General features: G+C 63.3%; 19 protein-coding genes and 1 pseudogene. 11 read left to right on the top strand and 9 right to left on the bottom strand.

Annotation, left to right across the window (positions count from 1 at the left end; genetic code table 11):
• Positions 1-57: 57 nt before the first annotated feature.
• From EA795_RS18795 to EA795_RS18785, 3 genes are read left to right on the top strand one after another with little or no spacing between them, the layout of a single operon-like run.
• Positions 58-348 carry an iron transporter gene (locus tag EA795_RS18795; RefSeq protein WP_122078924.1) on the top strand — a complete coding sequence of 97 codons (291 nt, stop codon included), beginning with the start codon at positions 58-60 and terminating at the stop codon, positions 346-348.
• Positions 345-1910, top strand: coding sequence for a PepSY-associated TM helix domain-containing protein (locus tag EA795_RS18790; RefSeq protein ID WP_122078922.1), 1566 nt, complete (start codon positions 345-347; stop codon positions 1908-1910). The genes EA795_RS18795 and EA795_RS18790 overlap by 4 nt, the downstream gene beginning before the upstream one ends.
• Entirely contained in the window at positions 1907-2242 is a 336-nt protein-coding gene (locus tag EA795_RS18785; RefSeq protein ID WP_122078921.1) for a DUF3325 domain-containing protein, read from the top strand. Before EA795_RS18790 ends, EA795_RS18785 begins: the two co-directional genes overlap by 4 nt.
• Here the strand turns inward: EA795_RS18785 and EA795_RS18780 are convergent.
• The gene (locus tag EA795_RS18780) at positions 2236-3663 is read right to left on the bottom strand and encodes a sensor histidine kinase (RefSeq protein ID WP_122078919.1); all 1428 of its coding nucleotides are present in this window, start codon (positions 3661-3663) and stop codon (positions 2236-2238) included. The genes EA795_RS18785 and EA795_RS18780 overlap by 7 nt on opposite strands.
• Positions 3656-4327 (bottom strand): response regulator, encoded by a 672-nt coding sequence (locus EA795_RS18775; RefSeq protein WP_058074921.1) that lies wholly within the window; start codon positions 4325-4327, stop codon positions 3656-3658. Before EA795_RS18775 ends, EA795_RS18780 begins: the two co-directional genes overlap by 8 nt.
• Before the next feature lie 175 nt (positions 4328-4502).
• Here EA795_RS18775 and EA795_RS18770 point away from each other — a divergent pair, with 175 nt between their 5' ends.
• From EA795_RS18770 to EA795_RS18750, 5 genes are all read left to right on the top strand, one after another.
• Entirely contained in the window at positions 4503-5759 is a 1257-nt protein-coding gene (locus EA795_RS18770; RefSeq protein ID WP_122078917.1) for an OprD family porin, read from the top strand.
• Positions 5760-5793: 34 nt separating this feature from the next.
• A complete protein-coding gene (locus EA795_RS18765) occupies positions 5794-6774 on the top strand; it encodes a Bug family tripartite tricarboxylate transporter substrate binding protein (protein ID WP_122078916.1) in 981 nt (326 codons plus the stop codon).
• A 129-nt stretch (positions 6775-6903) separates the two neighbouring features.
• Positions 6904-7359, top strand: coding sequence for a tripartite tricarboxylate transporter TctB family protein (locus EA795_RS18760; protein ID WP_122078914.1), 456 nt, complete (start codon positions 6904-6906; stop codon positions 7357-7359).
• A gap of 3 nt (positions 7360-7362) precedes the next feature.
• On the top strand, positions 7363-8877 hold the full coding sequence (locus EA795_RS18755; RefSeq protein WP_122078913.1) for a tripartite tricarboxylate transporter permease: 1515 nt from the start codon (positions 7363-7365) through the stop codon (positions 8875-8877).
• The gene (locus tag EA795_RS18750) at positions 8870-9922 is read left to right on the top strand and encodes an AbrB family transcriptional regulator (protein ID WP_205891503.1); all 1053 of its coding nucleotides are present in this window, start codon (positions 8870-8872) and stop codon (positions 9920-9922) included. Before EA795_RS18755 ends, EA795_RS18750 begins: the two co-directional genes overlap by 8 nt.
• Before the next feature lie 80 nt (positions 9923-10002).
• On the opposite strand, the gene thrH is transcribed toward EA795_RS18750, so the two are convergent.
• Entirely contained in the window at positions 10003-10620 is a 618-nt protein-coding gene (thrH, locus tag EA795_RS18745) for a bifunctional phosphoserine phosphatase/homoserine phosphotransferase ThrH (protein WP_014853163.1), read from the bottom strand.
• Between the two features lie 187 nt (positions 10621-10807).
• Between thrH and EA795_RS18740 the strand changes: the two genes are divergently transcribed.
• On the top strand, positions 10808-11542 hold the full coding sequence (locus EA795_RS18740) for a phosphoadenylyl-sulfate reductase (protein WP_014853164.1): 735 nt from the start codon (positions 10808-10810) through the stop codon (positions 11540-11542).
• Positions 11543-11621: 79 nt separating this feature from the next.
• Here EA795_RS18740 and cysB read toward each other — a convergent pair whose 3' ends face one another.
• Positions 11622-12596, bottom strand: coding sequence for an HTH-type transcriptional regulator CysB (cysB, locus tag EA795_RS18735; protein WP_122078911.1), 975 nt, complete (start codon positions 12594-12596; stop codon positions 11622-11624).
• A gap of 486 nt (positions 12597-13082) precedes the next feature.
• On the opposite strand from cysB, the gene EA795_RS18730 reads away from it, so the two are divergent.
• Positions 13083-14159, top strand: a complete 1077-nt coding sequence (locus EA795_RS18730) for a 3-deoxy-7-phosphoheptulonate synthase (protein ID WP_014853166.1) — start codon at positions 13083-13085, stop codon at positions 14157-14159.
• A gap of 46 nt (positions 14160-14205) precedes the next feature.
• On the opposite strand, the gene EA795_RS18725 is transcribed toward EA795_RS18730, so the two are convergent.
• Entirely contained in the window at positions 14206-14493 is a 288-nt protein-coding gene (locus tag EA795_RS18725) for a GNAT family N-acetyltransferase (RefSeq protein WP_014853167.1), read from the bottom strand.
• 381 nt (positions 14494-14874) lie between these two features.
• Between EA795_RS18725 and EA795_RS18720 the strand changes: the two genes are divergently transcribed.
• Complete coding sequence (locus EA795_RS18720) at positions 14875-15129, top strand: Lpp/OprI family alanine-zipper lipoprotein (RefSeq protein WP_014853168.1); 255 nt, start codon at positions 14875-14877, stop codon at positions 15127-15129.
• Positions 15130-15212: 83 nt separating this feature from the next.
• Here EA795_RS18720 and EA795_RS18715 read toward each other — a convergent pair whose 3' ends face one another.
• The 4 genes and pseudogenes from EA795_RS18715 to EA795_RS18700 form a co-directional block, all read right to left on the bottom strand.
• Entirely contained in the window at positions 15213-16175 is a 963-nt protein-coding gene (locus tag EA795_RS18715; RefSeq protein ID WP_122078910.1) for a L,D-transpeptidase family protein, read from the bottom strand.
• Positions 16176-16244: 69 nt separating this feature from the next.
• Complete coding sequence (locus EA795_RS18710; protein WP_014853170.1) at positions 16245-16526, bottom strand: hypothetical protein; 282 nt, start codon at positions 16524-16526, stop codon at positions 16245-16247.
• A 43-nt stretch (positions 16527-16569) separates the two neighbouring features.
• Positions 16570-16881 (bottom strand): annotated as a pseudogene (locus tag EA795_RS18705) (SGNH/GDSL hydrolase family protein); the annotation flags it as partial.
• Positions 16882-16985: 104 nt separating this feature from the next.
• The coding region (locus EA795_RS18700) for an IS3 family transposase (RefSeq protein ID WP_122078979.1) at positions 16986-17548 on the bottom strand (563 nt) is incomplete at its 5' end.

Here is a 17548-nt window from a genome sequence, read left to right as displayed (position 1 = left end):
AGCCTTCGCCGGCCCACTTCGACACGATCCAAGCCCCTGGAACCCAACAAGAACGACATGAAAAAAGCCTCACTCCCATATTGGCCGGTGGTCTCTCGCACCCTGGCTGCCATAGTCGGCGGCTATGCCGTCACCTACTGCTTCACCGCGGCCCTGGCCCGCCTGCTGCCGCTGGATCGCTTCGATGCCACCCTGGTCGCTTCGCTGGTCTCGTTCATCATCTACCTGGCGTTCATTCTCTGGGTATTCGCCACGCATTCGTTACGACGCGTCGCAGCCAGCCTGCTGATCATTCCGCCGCTGGCGCTGATCGGCTTCTGGCCGCAATTGCTGGAGAGGCTGGGATGAAACCGAAAACCATCACCCAGTCCATGTCCTGGCTGCATACCTGGTGCGGGCTGTTGCTCGGCTGGGTGCTGTTCGCCATCTTCCTCACCGGCACGATCGCGGTCTTCGACAAGGAGCTGAACGTGTGGATGCAGCCGGAGCTGAGCCTGCGCGGACTGGATCAATCGACAGCGACCCGGACGGCCCAGCGCTGGCTGGAAGCCGAGCATCCGCACGCGGCGAGCTGGAACATCAGCCTGCCGACCGAGCGCGCGCCTGCGCTGGCGGTATCGACCGGTGAACAGCGACGCGGTGAGCGTACCTATCTCGACCCGCTCAGCGGCGAGGTGCTGGAACCGCGCGAGACGGTAGGCGGCAATTTCTTCTTCCGCTTCCATTACACGCTGCACATGCCGCGCATGCTGGGCATCTGGCTGGTGGGGTTCGCCGCGATGGCGATGCTGGTGGCGCTGATCAGCGGCATCGTGATCCACAAGAAGATCTTCAAGGAGTTCTTCACCTTCCGGCCGGGCAAGGGCCAGCGATCCTGGCTGGATGGCCACAATGCCAGTGCCGTCCTGCTGCTGCCGTTCCACCTGATGATCACCTACACCGGGCTGGTGATCTTCTTGCTCATCTACATGCCGGCGGCGCTGGATGCGCTTTACGACGGCGACCGCAACGCCATGTTCCGCGACGGGCGCTCCGGCGCGGCACAACAGCAGGCGCCACGCGGACAGGAACGGGAGCGCGGCGGCCAACGGACCCCATCGGCAGCGGCCGAACTGTTGCCGCTGGAGCAATTCATCGCCAGGGCCGAAGAGCACTATGGTCCCGGCACGCTGTCCGGGCTGTCGATCGACAATCCCGGGCGAGCCGATGCCAAGGTGACCGCACGCCCGCTGCTGGGCAGCCGTATCGAACTGACCAAGGGCGAAGGCATCACCTTCAGCGGCGTTACCGGCGAACTGCTCCAGGCGCCACCGCCTTCGCGCGCCAGCCTGCTCACCCAGCGCGTAATGGCCGGTCTGCACTTCGCCCAGTTTGGCGGCTATCCGATGCGCTGGTTGTATTTCGTCTGCGGGTTGATCAGTTGCGCCATGATCGCCACCGGGCTGGTGCACTACACCGTGAAGCAGCGCCGACAGGCCAAGGGCAGTCGACGCTTTCTGCACGCAGCGGAAAGCCTCAACGTCGCCACGGTCGCCGGACTTTCACTGGCGTGCGGCGCCCTGCTCTGGGCCAACCGGCTGCTGCCGGTGGAACTCGCGGGCCGAGGTGATTGGGAATTGCGCCTGTTCTTCGGCACCTGGCTGCTCACGCTGTTTCACGCCAGCGTCAGGGCTCCGCTGAACGCCTGGCGCGAGCAGCTATACGCTGCCGCGCTGCTGGCCCTGGCGTTGCCTGTGCTCGATCTGCTGAGCACCACCGGCATGCCGGACGGCCTGCGCCTGGGGGTAGATGCCAGCGTTGCGGCCCTCGGCCTGTTGCTGGGCTGGATCGCCTGGCGAATTCCCGCGCAGCCGGTCTCGAGCCGGGCGACCCGTACCGCCGCACGGCCGGCTACAGGAGCAGGACAATGAACGGACCTGCATTCCTGGTCAGCCTGGTGCTGGCCTATGGCGGCATGCTCGGCTTCTGCCTGGGCATGGAAAAGCACTGGAAGCACCTGGGCGACCCGCGCCTGCCCGACATTGTTCGGCATCTGTGCAGGCCGCTGGGGATTGGCCTGCTCGGCCTTTCCCTGTATGCCGCCAGCTTCGTCTGGCCAGGCGGCATGGCGCTGGTCGGATGGTTCGGGCTGATATCGGTAGGCGGCCTGATGCTGCTCATGCTGCTGCCATACGCACCGCGGCTGGCGCTCTGGCTGCCGATCGGCGGCGGCTTGCTCTGCGGGGCACTCGCCCTTTACTGAGACCTCGGCGCACTCTCGCCTGCGGGAAACCTTACCCGCACGCGCAGACCGCCCAGTGCGCCCTGGTCAAGCTCAATGCTGGCGCGATGGACTCGGCTGACTTCACCGACGATAGCCAGGCCGATGCCGGCGCCGTGACGCTGATGCTGCACGCGGTAGAAGCGCGTAAAGACGTTCTTGCGCTCCGCAGGCGGGATTCCCGGGCCATCGTCTTCGACTTCGAGTACCGCATCGGCCAGTACCCGCAGCACCACGTTGCCGCCGCGCGGCGTGTGGGCCAGCGCATTGTCCAGCAGGTTGCTGATCAGCTCGCTGAGCAGCGTCGACTCCCCCTCGACCCATACCGGCCCTTCGGCTTCCAGGGCCAGTGAGATCCCGCGCTGATGCGCCAGCGCCGCCATGGCCAGGCCGACTTCGCGGGCAAGCTCGCTCAAGTCCAACCGCTGGGCGCCGCCTTCGGCAATCGTCTGCGCGCCGCTTTCGATTCGCGCCAGTGACAGCAGCTGGTTGGCCAGATGAATGAGGCGATCGGTATGCTCCTGGGCCTCCTCCAGCGTCTGGCGCCAGCGCTGCGGCTGCTGCTCGCGCAGGCCCAGCTCGATGCGCGCCTTGAGTGCCGCCAGCGGCGTGCGCAGCTCATGGGACGCATCGGCGATGAAGCGCGCCTGCCGTTCGAACTGCCCGCGCAGGCGCTCGGTGAAATGGTCGAGCGACGCCACCAGCGGCATCAGCTCGCGCTGCACGCCCAGCGGCGGCAGAGGGCGCAGGTCGTCGGGCTGGCGCTGTTCGACTGCTTCACTGAGCTTGCCCAGCGGACGCAACGCTACGCTGATCGCCAGCCACACCAGCAGTAGCGCCGCCAGGGCGAGTGAACCGATACGCCAGAGCGTACCAATGAGCAGGTCACGCGCCATGCGTTCGCGCGCACCCTGCGTCTCGGCGACACGGATCTCGGCCATGCCGTTGTGCCCCGGCTCGGTAACCGGTTGCAGCAGGCTGACCAGGCGCACGCCCTGCCCTTCGTATTCGCCGTCATAGAAACGCGCCAGCGCCGGATAGTCGTCGGTACGCGGCGTTCCCGGCGGCGGCTCCGGCAGGTTCTCGTAACCCGAGACCAGCCGCCCGCGGATATCCAGCACCTGGTAATAGATGCGCCCGGCGCTGTCGTAGGCGAAGGTGTCCAGCGCAACGTAGGGCACGTTGGCCCGCAGCTGGCCGTCACTGGCCACCAGCCCGGCGGCGATGGCACGAGCCGAAGCCAGCAGCGTCCGGTCGTAGGCGGTGTCGGCGGCGGTGCGCCCGTTCCAGTAGGCGCTGACGCCCGAGACCAGCATCAGCAGCGCCAGGACGATCGTCAGGCGACGCAGCAGCCCGGCGCGCAGGCTGCCCAGCTTCGGCGGGGTCGCTTCCACCTCACTCATCCACGGCTTCCAGCAGATAGCCCAGGCCGCGGAAGGTGACGATGCGCACCGCGCCGCCCTCGAGTTTCTTGCGCAGCCGATGGATGTAGATCTCGATCGCATCGGCGCTGGCGTCCTGGTCCAGACCGAACACCTGGGCTGCCAGCTGATCCTTGCTCATGACCCGCCCGGGTCGCGCGATCAGCGCCTCGAGCACGGCCTGCTCGCGCGAGGTCAGGCTCAGCGGCTGCTGGCCCAGACTGAAGCGGCGAGCGTCCAGGTCGTGGACCAGTGCCCCGCAGCGCTGCTGACGCTCGCCACCGGCCACGCTACGGCGCAACAGCGCCTTCACCCGTGCTTCCAGTTCGGCCAGCTCGAAGGGCTTGGCCAGGTAATCATCCGCGCCCAGATTCAGCCCATGAACCCGATCGCTCACCTCGCTGCGCGCCGTGAGCATTAGTACCGGCAGGGTCTTGCCGCGCCCACGCAGGCTCGCCAGCACCTGAAAACCATCCAGTCGAGGCAGGCCGACATCGAGGATCGCCAGGGCGTAGTCCTCGCTGGCGAGGGCGAGATCAGCGGCGACGCCATCGTGCAACACGTCGACCGTCCAGCCCGCCGCACGCAAGGCCTGGGCCACGCTTTCCGCGAGCTGTAGATGATCTTCCACCAGGAGAATTCGCATTGGCGCTCTCTGCCCTTCACCGAATCGGCGGCCAGTGTAACGGCAAGACCATCGATGCTTACAACCGTTGAAAGCCTGGCGAAAGCTTGGGCGCCTAGCATCGTCCACAGGTGGCTCGAACCACCGAGTGCGGCACAGCGCCGCAAACTAACAAGAACAATGATGGAGACACCCGATGCTGAAGATCAGCGGATCCACGCAAGCCCGTCTTGCCCTGGCCGTTACGACCGCCACCCTGGCACCACTGGCCCAGGCCGGTTTCATCGAAGACAGCAGCGCCACCCTGCATACCCATAACATCTACCTCAACCGGGACTTCCGCGAAGGCGACGGCCAGGCCAAGCGTGAGGAATGGACGCAAGGCTTCCTGCTCGACATAAGGTCCGGCTATACCGAAGGCGATGTCGGCTTCGGGCTCGACGCGCTGGGCATGCTCGGCATCAAGCTCGATTCGGGCCGCGGCCGCAGCGGCACCGACCTGCTGCCGGTGAGCGAGGACGGCAGCACCCCGGACGAGTTCAGCCGCCTGGGACTGACTGCCAAGGTCAAGTTCTCCGAGACCGAACTTCGCTACGGCTCGCACATTCCCGAGTTGCCGGTGGTCAAGGCCAGCACCAGCCGCACCCTGCCGCAGGTCTACGAAGGCGGCCTGCTGACCTCCGAGGAACTGCAGGGCCTGACCTTCACCGGCGGGCGGCTGGACAAGGTCATCGACCGTTCCTCGACCAATTCCGAAGACCTCACGCTGAACAACAAGAACAGCCGCTTCGCCCGTAGCGCCCAGGCCGATCATCTGGATCTGGCCGGTATCGACTATAGGTTCAGCGACAAGGTCACCGGCCGCTATTACTTCGCCGACCTCGACGACATCTACCGCCAGCACTTCTTCGGCCTGCTCGCCGAACAGCCCGTAGGGCCCGGTAAACTGAGCGCCGACCTGCGCGTGAGTCTGAGCAAGGACAGCGGTGCGGCCAACGCCGGCAAGATCGACAACCAGGCCTGGAACGGCATGCTCGGCTACAGCCTGAACGGCCACAAGGTCAGCCTCGCCTACCAGCAGATGCGCGGCGATACCGGCTTTGCCTATGTCGACGGCAGCGACCCCTTCCTGGTCAACTTCGTGCAGATCAACGACTTCGCCAATGCCGACGAGCGCTCCTGGCAGGCACGCTACGACTACAACTTCGCCGCCATCGGCGTACCCGGCCTGACCTTCCTGACCCGCTACATTTCCGGCGACCATGCCGAGATCGCCGGCAGTACCGCCACCGGCAGCGAGTGGGAGCGCGATATCGAGCTCAAGTACGTGGTCCAGAGCGGGCCTCTGAAAGATGTCTCCATACGTCTGCGCAACGCCATGTTCCGTTCCGATTTCGCCCGTGACGCCGATGAGAACCGCTTGATCGTCAGCTACGCCCTGCCGATCTGGTAACACACAAAACAAAACTCCAATGGAGACCCGCTCGATGAAAATGCCCCTCTTCGCTACCCTGCTGGCCGCCACCTGCCTGCCCCTCGCCGGTCCGGTCGCCGCCGATGAACCGCGCCGCCCCGAATGCATCGCCCCGGCCGCGCCCGGTGGTGGTTTCGACCTGACCTGCAAACTGGCGCAAAGCGCGCTGGTGCAAAGCAAACTGCTGAAAGCGCCGATGCGCGTGACCTACATGCCAGGCGGCGTCGGAGCCGTGGCCTACAACGCCGTGGTCGCCCAGCGCCCGGCCGAAGCCGGCACCATCACGGCTTTCTCCAGCGGCTCGCTACTCAACCTGGCCCAGGGCAAGTTCGGCCGCTTCGACGAAAGCGCGGTGAAGTGGCTGGCCGGCGTTGGCACCAGCTACGGCGCCATCGCCGTGCGCGCGGACTCGCCCTACAAGACGCTCGACGACCTGGTGCAGGCGATCAAGGCCGACCCCGGCAAGGTGGTGATCGGCTCCGGCGGCACCGTGGGCAGCCAGGACTGGATGCAGACCGCGCTGGTCGCCCGGTCTGCCGGCATCGATCCCCGCAAGCTGCGCTACGTGGCCATGGAAGGCGGCGGCGAGCTGGCCACCGCGCTGCTCGGCGGGCACATCCAGGTGGCGAGCACCGATATCGCCGACTCCGTGCCGCATATCGAAAGCGGTGACATGCGCATCCTTGCCGTGCTTTCCGAAGAGCGCCTGCCCGGTGAATCGGTCGCCGACATTCCCACCGCCGTGGAACAGGATTACGACGTGGTGTGGCCGGTGATTCGCGGCTTCTACCTCGGCCCGAAGGTCAGCGACGAAGCCTACGCCTGGTGGAAGAACGCCTTCGACCAATTGCTCGCTTCGGAAGATTTCGCCCAGCTGCGCACAGACCGCCAGCTCTATCCCTTCGCCATGTCCGGCGCGGAACTGGATGCCTACGTCAAGCAGCAGGTCATGCAGTACAAGCAGCTGGCCACGGAATTCGGGCTGATCCAGTAACCCGCGACTCGCAGCCATGGATGCCATGGCTGCGACTCACCTCCGGAACCGAACCCGCCGCCCAGGGCGCCAGGGATGGCTGCCTTGCGCGTGCCCGCCCGACAGCCACCCAATATCGAGAATCTCCTCATGTACCAACGTATCTTCGGCCTGGTGCTGCTCGTTGCCAGCGTGGCGCTGAGCATCACCGCCTGGAACTACCAGGCGCCTTTCTCCTATGAACCGGTCGGCCCCCGTGCCTACCCGGTGCTGCTGCTGGCCCTGATAGGCCTGGGCGCGATCTACCTGCTGCTCAAGCCCGCCACCGCCAGCGCGCATTCGGCAGAACCACCCATGGATCGCCATGTACTGCGCAAGGTCGCCGGTTGCGTACTGGTACTGGTGATCTACGCCACCCTGTTCGAGCCCCTGGGCTTCATTCCGGCCAGCGTCCTGTTCGGCATCGCGATGGCGCGCCTTTATGACGGTAGCTGGCGTACCAGCCTGATCACCGGCACCGCCGTTGCGATCGGCCTCTACCTGCTGTTCGACAAAGTCCTCGACGTACCCCTTCCGCTGGGCATCCTGTCCGCCCTGGAGAACTGAACCATGGAAACCTTGAGCTACCTCGGCCAGGGCTTCGGCGTCGCCCTGAGCCCCTACAACCTGATCACCGCTCTATGCGGCACTCTGATCGGCACCGTCGTCGGCCTGCTGCCGGGCCTCGGCCCGATCAACGGCGTGGCGCTGCTGATCCCCATCGCCTTCGCCCTCGGCCTGCCGCCGGAGAGCGCGCTGATCCTGCTCGCCGCGGTGTACCTGGGCTGCGAATACGGCGGACGGATTTCCTCGATCCTGCTGAACATCCCCGGCGAGGCCTCGGCGGTAATGACCACCCTCGACGGCTACCCGCTGGCGCGCCAGGGCAAGGCCGGCATCGCCCTGTCGATCTCCGCCTGGAGCTCCTTCGTCGGCGGCCTGATGGCCACCTGCGGCGTGGTGATCTTCGCCCCGCTGCTGGCCAAATGGGCGGTGGCCTTCGGCCCGGCGGAATATTTCGTGCTGATGGTGTTCGCCATCGTCTGCCTGGCCGGCATGGCGGGGAACAAGCCGATGAAGACCGCCATCGCGGCCTGTATCGGCCTGTTCCTTTCCTGCGTCGGCATCGACTCCAACAGCGGTGTGTATCGCTTCACCTTCGGCAGCCTGGGCCTGGCCGACGGCATCCAGTTCGTGGTGCTGGTGCTCGGGCTGTTCTCGGTCAGCGAGATCCTGGTGCTGCTCGAACGCACCCACTTCGGCCAGAAGGCCATCGAAACCAAGGGCCGCATGCTGTTCAACCTCAAGGAAGGCGCCTCGGTGCTGGCCACCAATCTGCGCAGCGGCGCGGTCGGCTTCGGCCTCGGTATCCTGCCCGGAGCCGGCGCGACCCTGGCCAGCGCGGTGGCCTACATGAGCGAGAAACGCCTGGCGCACAAGGACAACAGATTCGGTGACGGCGACCTGCGCGGCTTGGCCGCCCCGGAAACCGCCAACAGCGCCTCGGCCTGCGGCTCCATGGTGCCGATGCTGACGCTCGGCGTACCCGGCTCGGGCACTACCGCGGTGATGCTCGGCGCGCTGACGTTGTACAACATCACCCCCGGTCCGCTGCTGTTCCAGAACCAGCCGGAGATCGTCTGGGGCCTGATCGCCTCGCTGTTCGTCGCCAACCTGATGCTGATCGTGATGAACGTGCCGATGATCAAGGTGTTTACCAAGATCCTCGCCGTGCCCTACTGGGCGCTGGTGCCGGCCATCGCCATCATCACCTCCATCGGCGTTTACGCAATTCATGCCACTGCCTTCGACCTGTACCTGATGATCGGCATCGGCGTAGCCGGTTACATCCTGCGCAAGATGGATTTCCCGCTCTCGGCCATCCTGCTCGGCTTCATCCTCGGCGGCCTCATGGAGCAGAACCTGCGCCGCGCCCTGTCGATCTCCAACGGTGACCTGGGCATCCTGTTCGCCAGTCCGATCACCTGGGGCGTTTGGAGTCTGGTGGTGCTGATGATCGTTCTGCCGATCTGGCGCACCTGGCGCAAACGCGCCCAGCAGAAGGCTCAACTGGCGAATGCTTGAAGCGGGCAATGCATTGAGAAGAGCTATCCGCAAGCTGCCGGACTGGTGGCTGACGCCCCTGTTCGGCGCTGTCGGCGGCTACCTGGCGAGCCTGATCGGCTGGCCTCTGCCCTGGATCATCGGTTCGCTGCTGGCGGTGATCGCGGTACGTTGCGGCGGCTGCATGCTCCAGGAAGTGCCACACGGCCGGGCCACCGGGCAATGGTTGATCGCCAGCGCCATCGGCCTGCATTTCACCCACGAGGTGATGCAGCAGGTATTGCAGCACCTGGGGGTGATACTGGCCGGCGCCCTCGGCACCCTGCTGCTGAGCCTGATCGGCATCTTCGTCCTGCTGCGCAGCGGCACCGACCGCGCCACGGCGTTCTTCGCCAGCCTGCCGGGCGGTGCCAGCGAGATGGTCAACCTGGCGAGCCGCCATGCCGCACACCCGGCCAAGGTCGCCGCGGCGCACAGTACTCGTCTGTTGCTGGTGGTGCTGATCGTGCCCGCGCTGTTCACCTGGAGCCTGCCGGCGGTCGAGGCGCCACCGCCGGCGCCCGTGAGCTGGCCATGGCTGGCCGTGCTGCTGCCTGGCGGCGCCGTGCTGGCCATACTGTGGAAAAGGCTCCGGCAACCGAATCCCTGGATGCTCGGACCGCTGACCGTCTGCGCGGTCGCCAGCGTCGTGTTCGACCTGCATATCGGCCTGCCCGAAGGTCTGGGTCAGCTGGGCCAGTGGCTGATCGGCTGCTCGCTGGGTTGCCATTTCGATCGGCAGTTCTTCCGCAGCGCGCCGGCTTTCCTGCTGCGCATCCTGCTGATCACCCTGCTGGCGATGCTGGCCGCCACGACGCTGGCCGCTGCGCTGAGCTGGCTGACGACGCTCGACGGTACCTCGCTGATGCTGGGCATGATGCCCGGCGGCATCACCGAACTCTGCCTGACCGCCGAGGCGTTGCAGCTTTCGGTGGCCTTGGTGACTGCGCTTCAGGTGCTGCGCCTGTTCCTGGTGATGTTCCTCGCCGAACCGCTGTTCTGGCTCTGGCAGAAGAGGACGGCCTGAAGAGACGACTCACACAACATCCCCAAAAAAAATGCCAGTCAGCTCAACTGACTGGCATTCCGGATGGCAGGTGACCCGCCTTACAGCGCGAGCTTGCGATTCGACGCCTTGATGAATTCCTGCTTCAGTTCGGCGAAGGTATGCACCGCGGGGAACTGCGGGAATTCCTGGATGACGTTGTCCGGTGCATGGAACAGGATGCCGGCGTGGGCTTCGCTCAGCATGGTGGTGTCGTTGTAGGAATCACCCGCCGCGATCACGCGGTAGTACAGGCTCTTCAGCGCGATGACCGATTGGCGTTTGGGATCCTTCTGGCGCAGCTGATAATCGACGACCCGATCGTTGTCGTCGACGATCAGCTTGTGGCACAGCAGCGTGGGGAAGCCCAGCTGGCGCATCAGCGGCTGCGAGAACTCGTAGAAGGTGTCCGACAGGATCACCACCTGGAAACGCTCGCGCAGCCAGTCGATGAACTCGACGGCACCGTCCAGCGGCTTGAGGGTCGAGATCACCTGCTGGATGTCCGACAGTTTCAGGCCATGCTCATCGAGGATGCGCAGGCGCTGCTTCATCAGCACGTCGTAATCGGGAATGTCGCGCGTAGTGGCCCGCAGCGATTCGATTCCGGTAGCCTCGGCAAAGGCAATCCAGATCTCCGGAACCAGGACACCTTCCAGGTCGAGACAGGCTATTTCCACGGGCCACTCCTCACAGCAGCAAAAATGAAGCCGGCACTCTAACGGCAAGGGCTGAACGACGCAACGGAGCGGCTTATTCCCGAAATGCCTCTCAACCCACCGTAAAGGTTATTTAGCGATATAAAGCCTCTTTGTTAACATCCGCAGCCTCCAGAGCGCACCAAGCGCCAACCAAGGAAGCCGCCTGATGAGCCACTCTATCGATGTTGCCGAGCTTGCCTCTGCTTATGCCGGCAAATCCCCGCAAGACATTCTCAAGCTCGCCTTCGACCTGTTCGGCGACGACCTGTGGATATCCTTCAGCGGCGCGGAAGACGTCGTGCTGGTGGACATGGCCTGGAAGCTGAACAAGAGCGTCAAGGTGTTCAGCCTCGACACCGGCCGCCTGCACAGCGAAACCTATCGTTTCATCGAGCAGGTCCGCGATCACTACGACATTCCTATCCAGATCATGACCCCGGACCCGAAATTGCTGGAGCCGATGGTCAACGAAAAGGGCTTGTTCAGCTTCTACCGCGACGGGCATGGCGAGTGCTGCGGCATCCGCAAGATCGAGCCGCTGCGCCGCAAGCTGGCCGACGTACGCGCCTGGGCCACCGGCCAGCGCCGTGACCAGAGCCCTGGCACACGCAGCCAGGTCGCCGTGCTGGAAATCGACGGCGCCTTCTCCACGCCCGAACGCAACCTGTACAAGTTCAACCCGCTGGCGCAGATGAGCAGCGAGGAAGTCTGGGCCTACATCCGTATGCTCGAAATCCCCTACAACAGCCTGCATGAGCGGGGCTTCATCAGTATCGGCTGCGAGCCTTGCACCCGCCCCGTCCTGCCGAACCAGCACGAGCGCGAAGGCCGCTGGTGGTGGGAAGAGTCCACGCAGAAGGAATGCGGATTGCACGCCGGGAACCTGATCGCCAAGGCGTAAGGTGGAATCAGGCGCGGGACTGAAGACTCAGAGGCGGTTTTTCGCCCCGCCCCCGCTTTCAGCCTCCAGCTCGCCTCTATCAGTACGTCGGCAACTCCACGCCCTCGAACATCTCTTCCAACTCGACCTTGTTGCGACACTGGATGGCCTTGTCCAGCGTGTCGCGATCAAGGTGTGGCGCGAAGGTCTGGATGAAGTCGCACATGAACCCGCGCAGGAAGGTACCCCGCCGGAAGCCGATTCGGGTGACGCTGGACTCGAACAGCTCGCTGGCATCGAGCACCACCAGATCACTGTCGAGCTTCGCATCCACCGCCATGCGCGCGACGATGCCCACGCCGAGCCCCAGGCGAACATAGGTCTTGATCACGTCGGCGTCGGCCGCGGTGAACACTACCTTCGGCGACAGGCCTCGGTGCGAGAAGGCCTCGTCCAGCTTTGAGCGACCGGTGAAACCGAACACGTATGTCACCAGAGGATGTTCGGCCAGAGCTTCCAGGGTGAGTTTCTCGAGCCTTGCCAGGGGATGTCCCTGCGGCACCACCACGCAGCGGTTCCAGCGATAGCACGGCATCATCACCAGATCGCCGAACAGCTCAAGCCCCTCGGTGGCGATGGCGAAGTCCACGGTACCGTCGGCCGCCATCTCGGCGATCTGCATGGGCGTGCCCTGATGCATGTGCAGGGACACCTCGGGGTACTGCTTGATGAAGGTGCTGATTACCGACGGTAGCGCGTAGCGGGCCTGGGTGTGAGTGGTGGCGATGCTCAGGGTGCCGCGCTTCTCGTTGGAGAACTCCTGCGCGATCTGCTTGATGCTTTCGCACTTGCGCAGGATTTCGCCAGCGGTATTGATGATGCGCTCGCCGGCAGGCGTAACGCGGGTCAGGTGTTTGCCACTGCGCGCGAAGACCTCGACGCCCAGTTCGTCTTCGAGCAGACGGATCTGTTTGCTGATGCCGGGTTGCGAGGTGAACAGGCTTTGTGCGGTTGCCGAGACATTGAGGTCATGATGCGCCACTTCCCAGATGTAACGCAGTTGTTGAAGCTTCATAAAAATCCCTCAAAGACCGATGACATAACCCGAGTGCCATCCTTATAACTACAGGTGCTAGGAAAATCGGATTCTAGATCATTTTCCTATGAATGCCCTTAGACTTTTTGCCTCACCCGTGAACGGATCGTGGAATGCCCCAATGAGCTGGTTCCCCCTCGCGATTCCGATTGAGCTTAGCAGGGCGGAGGCAAAGCACTAATGACCCCGACGACGGCACACCTGCAATGAGTCGGAACATGAGCGACGTCACGATACTTCGCCAGTCTCCGGCAGCCGGTCCACTCGCTTCACGGTTCCGCTCTGCCGCAAACCACTCGGCACGGCAGTCACCCAGCGAAGAATCAGCGCAGGGAGCATGCGTCAATTCCATTGTCTAGCCGCGGCAATACGCGATAAGGTTCCGGTTTCCCGCTGCACCTACGCTCTGCTCCGCCGCACCGGGATGGCTGGCGGACGGCATCCGTGACCCTGACGAGTAACACGATGGCTGATTTACCGATCGACGACCTCAACGTTGCCTCCAACGACACCCTGATCACACCGGAGCAACTCAAGCACGAACTGCCCCTGACCGCTTCCGCATTGCAGACCGTATCCCACGGACGCCAGGTGGTGCGCGACATTCTCGATGGCAAGGATCATCGACTGTTCATCGTGGTTGGCCCCTGCTCCATCCATGACCTGAAGGCCGCACGTGAATATGCCGAACGCCTCAAGGTGCTCGCCGAGAAGGTGTCCGACAGCCTGTTCCTGGTCATGCGGGTGTATTTCGAGAAGCCCCGTACCACGGTCGGCTGGAAGGGACTGATCAACGACCCCTTCATGGATGATTCCTTCAAGATCCAGGATGGCCTGCACATCGGTCGCAAGCTGCTGCTCGAACTTGCCGAAATGGGCCTGCCGACCGCCACCGAAGCGCTCGACCCGATTTCGCCACAGTATCTGCAGGACCTGATCAGCTGGTCCGCCATCGGCGCTCGCACCACCGAATCCCAGACCCACCGCGAGATGGCATCGGGCCTGTCCTCGGCCGTGGGCTTCAAGAACGGTACCGACGGCAGCCTGACCGTCGCGATCAATGCCCTGCAATCGGTCTCCAGCCCGCATCGCTTCCTCGGCATCAACCAGGCCGGCGGCGTCTCCATCGTCACCACCAAAGGCAACAGCTACGGCCACGTGGTGCTGCGCGGCGGCAACGGCAAGCCCAACTACGATTCGGTCAGCGTCGCACTGTGCGAGCAGGAACTGGGCAAGGCGAGCATCCGCCCTAACATCATGGTCGACTGCAGCCACGCCAACTCCAACAAGGACCCGGCGCTGCAACCGCTGGTGATGGAAAACGTCGCCAACCAGATCGTCGAAGGCAACCAGTCCATCATCGGGCTGATGGTCGAAAGCCACCTGGGCTGGGGCAACCAATCGATTCCGAAAGACCGCTCCGAGCTCCGCTACGGTATATCGGTGACCGATGCCTGCATCGACTGGGACACCACCGAAAAAGCCGTACTGAGCATGCACGCCAAGCTGAAGGACGTATTGCCCAAGCGCTCCCGCGGCTAACCCTAATCAGGCGTCCAGGTCATCAGTGGCCTGGTCGCCGGGCCGATTAGCCGGCCTCCCCGTCTGCCTGCTTGCTCTGTCGTTCGATATAGCTTTCGACGTATGAACAGGAAGGAATCACCGCATAGCCCTCACGCTTGGCGTAATCCAGCGCATGCTGCGCCAGCGCTGCCGCAATCCCTTTGCCTCTCAACGCATCCGGAACGAAGGTTCGGTATATATCCAGGGTCTGTTTGCCCAGGTCCACATAGGCAAGATAGGCGCGGTGACCGTCCACGGTAGTTTCGAATTGGTGCCCCGCCCGATCATGGTGGATGGTCAATTTGTCGCTCATCTTGCCTCCTTAGCAGGTCCGCCTTCGGCGTCCGGAATGACCACGTGATTGGATACATGCCGCCCGTCTCGACAGCATGCTACCGCCTGGCGCTATTCGCCCACAATTCTATCGTTATGGGTGCTTTCCACTTTGCGATCATTGAACAAAGCAAAGGGATAGCACGAACTTTTCATCCAACGCAGAGTCCACTTTTCGGTACGGTGGCAGAGCGGCATTTAACCTCGAAAAGGTTCAAGCCGTTTCAGGCCAGTCAAGCCGTTGAAAAACACGCAAGCCTTTACTTTGGCTCAGTTTACTTAGCGTAACTAACAGGTAATATGTGCGCGCCAACTTTCCACACCGGAAGTGGCCATGGATTTCATCCTTAAGGGGAACACGATGAACAACGTTCTGAAATTTTCTGCTCTGGCTTTCGCCGCCGTTCTGGCCACTGGTTGCAGCAACAGCATGACCAAGGAAAGCGAAGCTCGTCTGACCGCTACCGAAGACGCCGCAGCCCGTGCTCAGGCTCGCGCCGACGAGGCTTACAGCAAGGCCGACGAGGCTCTGCAAGCCGCTCAGAAGGCTCAGCAGACCGCTGACGAAGCCAACGAGCGTGCACTGCGTATGCTGGAACGCGCCAGCCGCAAGTAAGCTTCAGGCAATGAAAAAAGCCGACCTGCAAACAGGTCGGCTTTTTTATGTGCGTCAGTAATATCGACACCCGCTTCAACACTTTAGAACAACGATTCTTCCTGGCTGGCCAGCGCCTGGTTCTGCTCGGCGATCTGAATGGGCAAGCCATCTTCACCGGCAATGATTTCCCGCACCGTCTCCCAGTCCAGCCGCAGGCTGCCGGCATCTTCGTCGCGTTGCAGCAGCGTATTGACCACCGCTGCGTGCCTGTCCATCAGCGTCAGGTTCTTTTCCTCGCTGCCCAGCGGCGTATGGGCTTCCAGATAGACCTTCTGCTGGCTGATACCGAACTTGTACGGCTCGTCGATGATGCGCACCGAAGTGCCCACCTTGACCCGCCCGGCCAACTCGAGCACGTTGTGGTTCAGCATGCGGAAACAGCCATGACTGACCTGCATGCCGATACCGAACTTCTTGTTCGAGCCGTGGATCAGGTAACCCGGCATTGCCAGGGTCATCTTGTACGGTCCCAGCGGATTGTCGGGACCTGGCGGCACCACCCGCGGCAACGGGTCGCCTTCGGCAGCGTGCTCGTCACGGATCGACTGGGGCGGGTACCAGGCCGGGTTGCTGGTCATGGCGGAGATATGGGTTTCGCCCACTGGAGATCCCCACCCTTCCCTCCCGATGCCCAAGGGGTAGGTGTGCACCACGTTCTGGCCTTCCGGATAGAAATACAGACGATACTCGGCCAGGTTGATCACGATCCCCTCGCGCGGCCCCGGCGGCAGGATGAAACGCGTCGGCAGCACGATATCGGTGCCTTCGCCGGGCAGCCAGGGATCGACGCCCGGGTTGGCGGCGACGAGCTCCAGATACCCCAGATCGTACTGCTCGCCCAGCGCAGCGAAGGTGTCCTCGTACTTCGCCTTGATGACCTGAATCTCGCCGACCAGATCCTCCCCTTCGGGGGGCAACGGCAACTCCAGTGCCGCGCTCTGTCCCGCAGAAAGCAAAGCGGCGAAGGAGACACACAAGGCAAGAGCGGACGCGCGCGGAAACATTCAGGATTCCTTGGTCGAGAGGGAGGCGTTCATCGGGCGATTGTACGCGAAGCGGCCGTCAGCGCCGAGCTACCAGGCGCTGATCGCAGACGGAAGGCCCTTGCGTCGCGCATCGAAGGCTTCGCGGCACAACGGGCACAAGCGGCGGTCCTTCAACAGACCACGGTCCGGCTCGGCCCAACGTGGATGCGCAGGCAAAAAGCCGCCGCAAAGGGTGCGGTCAACCAGGCCATTGAGTTCCAGCTGCCGTAATGCCAGATGCAGACGGTTCTCGCGACAGGCGAACAGGTCGAACTGCTCGTCCGGCACGATGAGTCGATAGGCGAAAAGGGATGAGGCCGAGCGCGACATCGAGAGCTCCAGTGAGGGGCGCGACAGTAGCCGCGCCGCCGCCTCAAAGCAAGGGTTCGAGCACCGGCCAGACGTTATCCAGCATCAATTCCTGGGCCTGCGCCGTGGGGTGGACACGATCGGCCTGCATCATGCCCTGCACGCCACCGATCCCCTCGAGCAGGAACGGCACATAGGGCAGGTCCTTCTCTGCGGCGAGCGAATCGAAGGCATCGGCAAAGGCGCTGGTGTAGCGCTGTCCCAGGTTCGGCGGCATGCGCATGCCCAGCAACAATACCTTGGCGCCGGCTTGCTGCGCCTGCTCGGCCATCGCCGCAAGATTTCGTTTCAATCTGAAGGATAGAGGCGAGACCCCAGTAGCCACAAGGGTTTCAGCCGATGGACACTCAAGCCGAACCGTCCAATGGGGTTCTACCCCGTTTCCACGGACGGTTTGAAAAGGGCTGAAAACTTCAGATCTTACCTGGCGACTCTACGACGCATTCTCGGGTTGTGAAACCGCTCGATGTAATCGAATAGATCTGCTCGTGCTTCATCGCGAGTTCGATACGACTGATGGGCAACCCGCTCCCGTTTGAGCTGACCGAAGAAGCCTTCACAGGCAGCGTTGTCGCCGCAATGCCCGACGGCACTCATGCTGCAAACCAGCGTGTTGCGATTCAGAAAGCGCTGGTAGTCAGCACTGGTGAATTGGCTGCCGCGATCCGAATGCAGGATCACTGACCAGTCACCCTGGCGCTGCCAGATTGCCATCTCCACTGCTCGGATCACCATTTGCCGATCCTGGCGGTGATGCATCGACCAACCGATCACCAGCTTGCTGTACAGGTCGAGCACTACGCACAGGAAGAGTTTGCCTTCCAGTGTGGCTATTTCCGTGATGTCCGTGACCCACTTGCGCTCCGGTTCCTGTGCAGTGAAATCGCGCTCCAGGAGGTTTTTCACGCCTGCTGGGCGGCCACTGACGGCTCTTCCAAAGCCACGTCGTTTCCGGCGTGGCCAGCCTTGAATTCGCTCAGCCG

Source organism: Stutzerimonas nitrititolerans (genome assembly GCF_003696285.1).
GTDB classification, from domain to species: Bacteria; Pseudomonadota; Gammaproteobacteria; order Pseudomonadales; family Pseudomonadaceae; genus Stutzerimonas; species Stutzerimonas nitrititolerans.
Note: the sequence above shows the minus strand (reverse complement) of the source record. Positions and strands in the feature narration are given on the sequence as shown.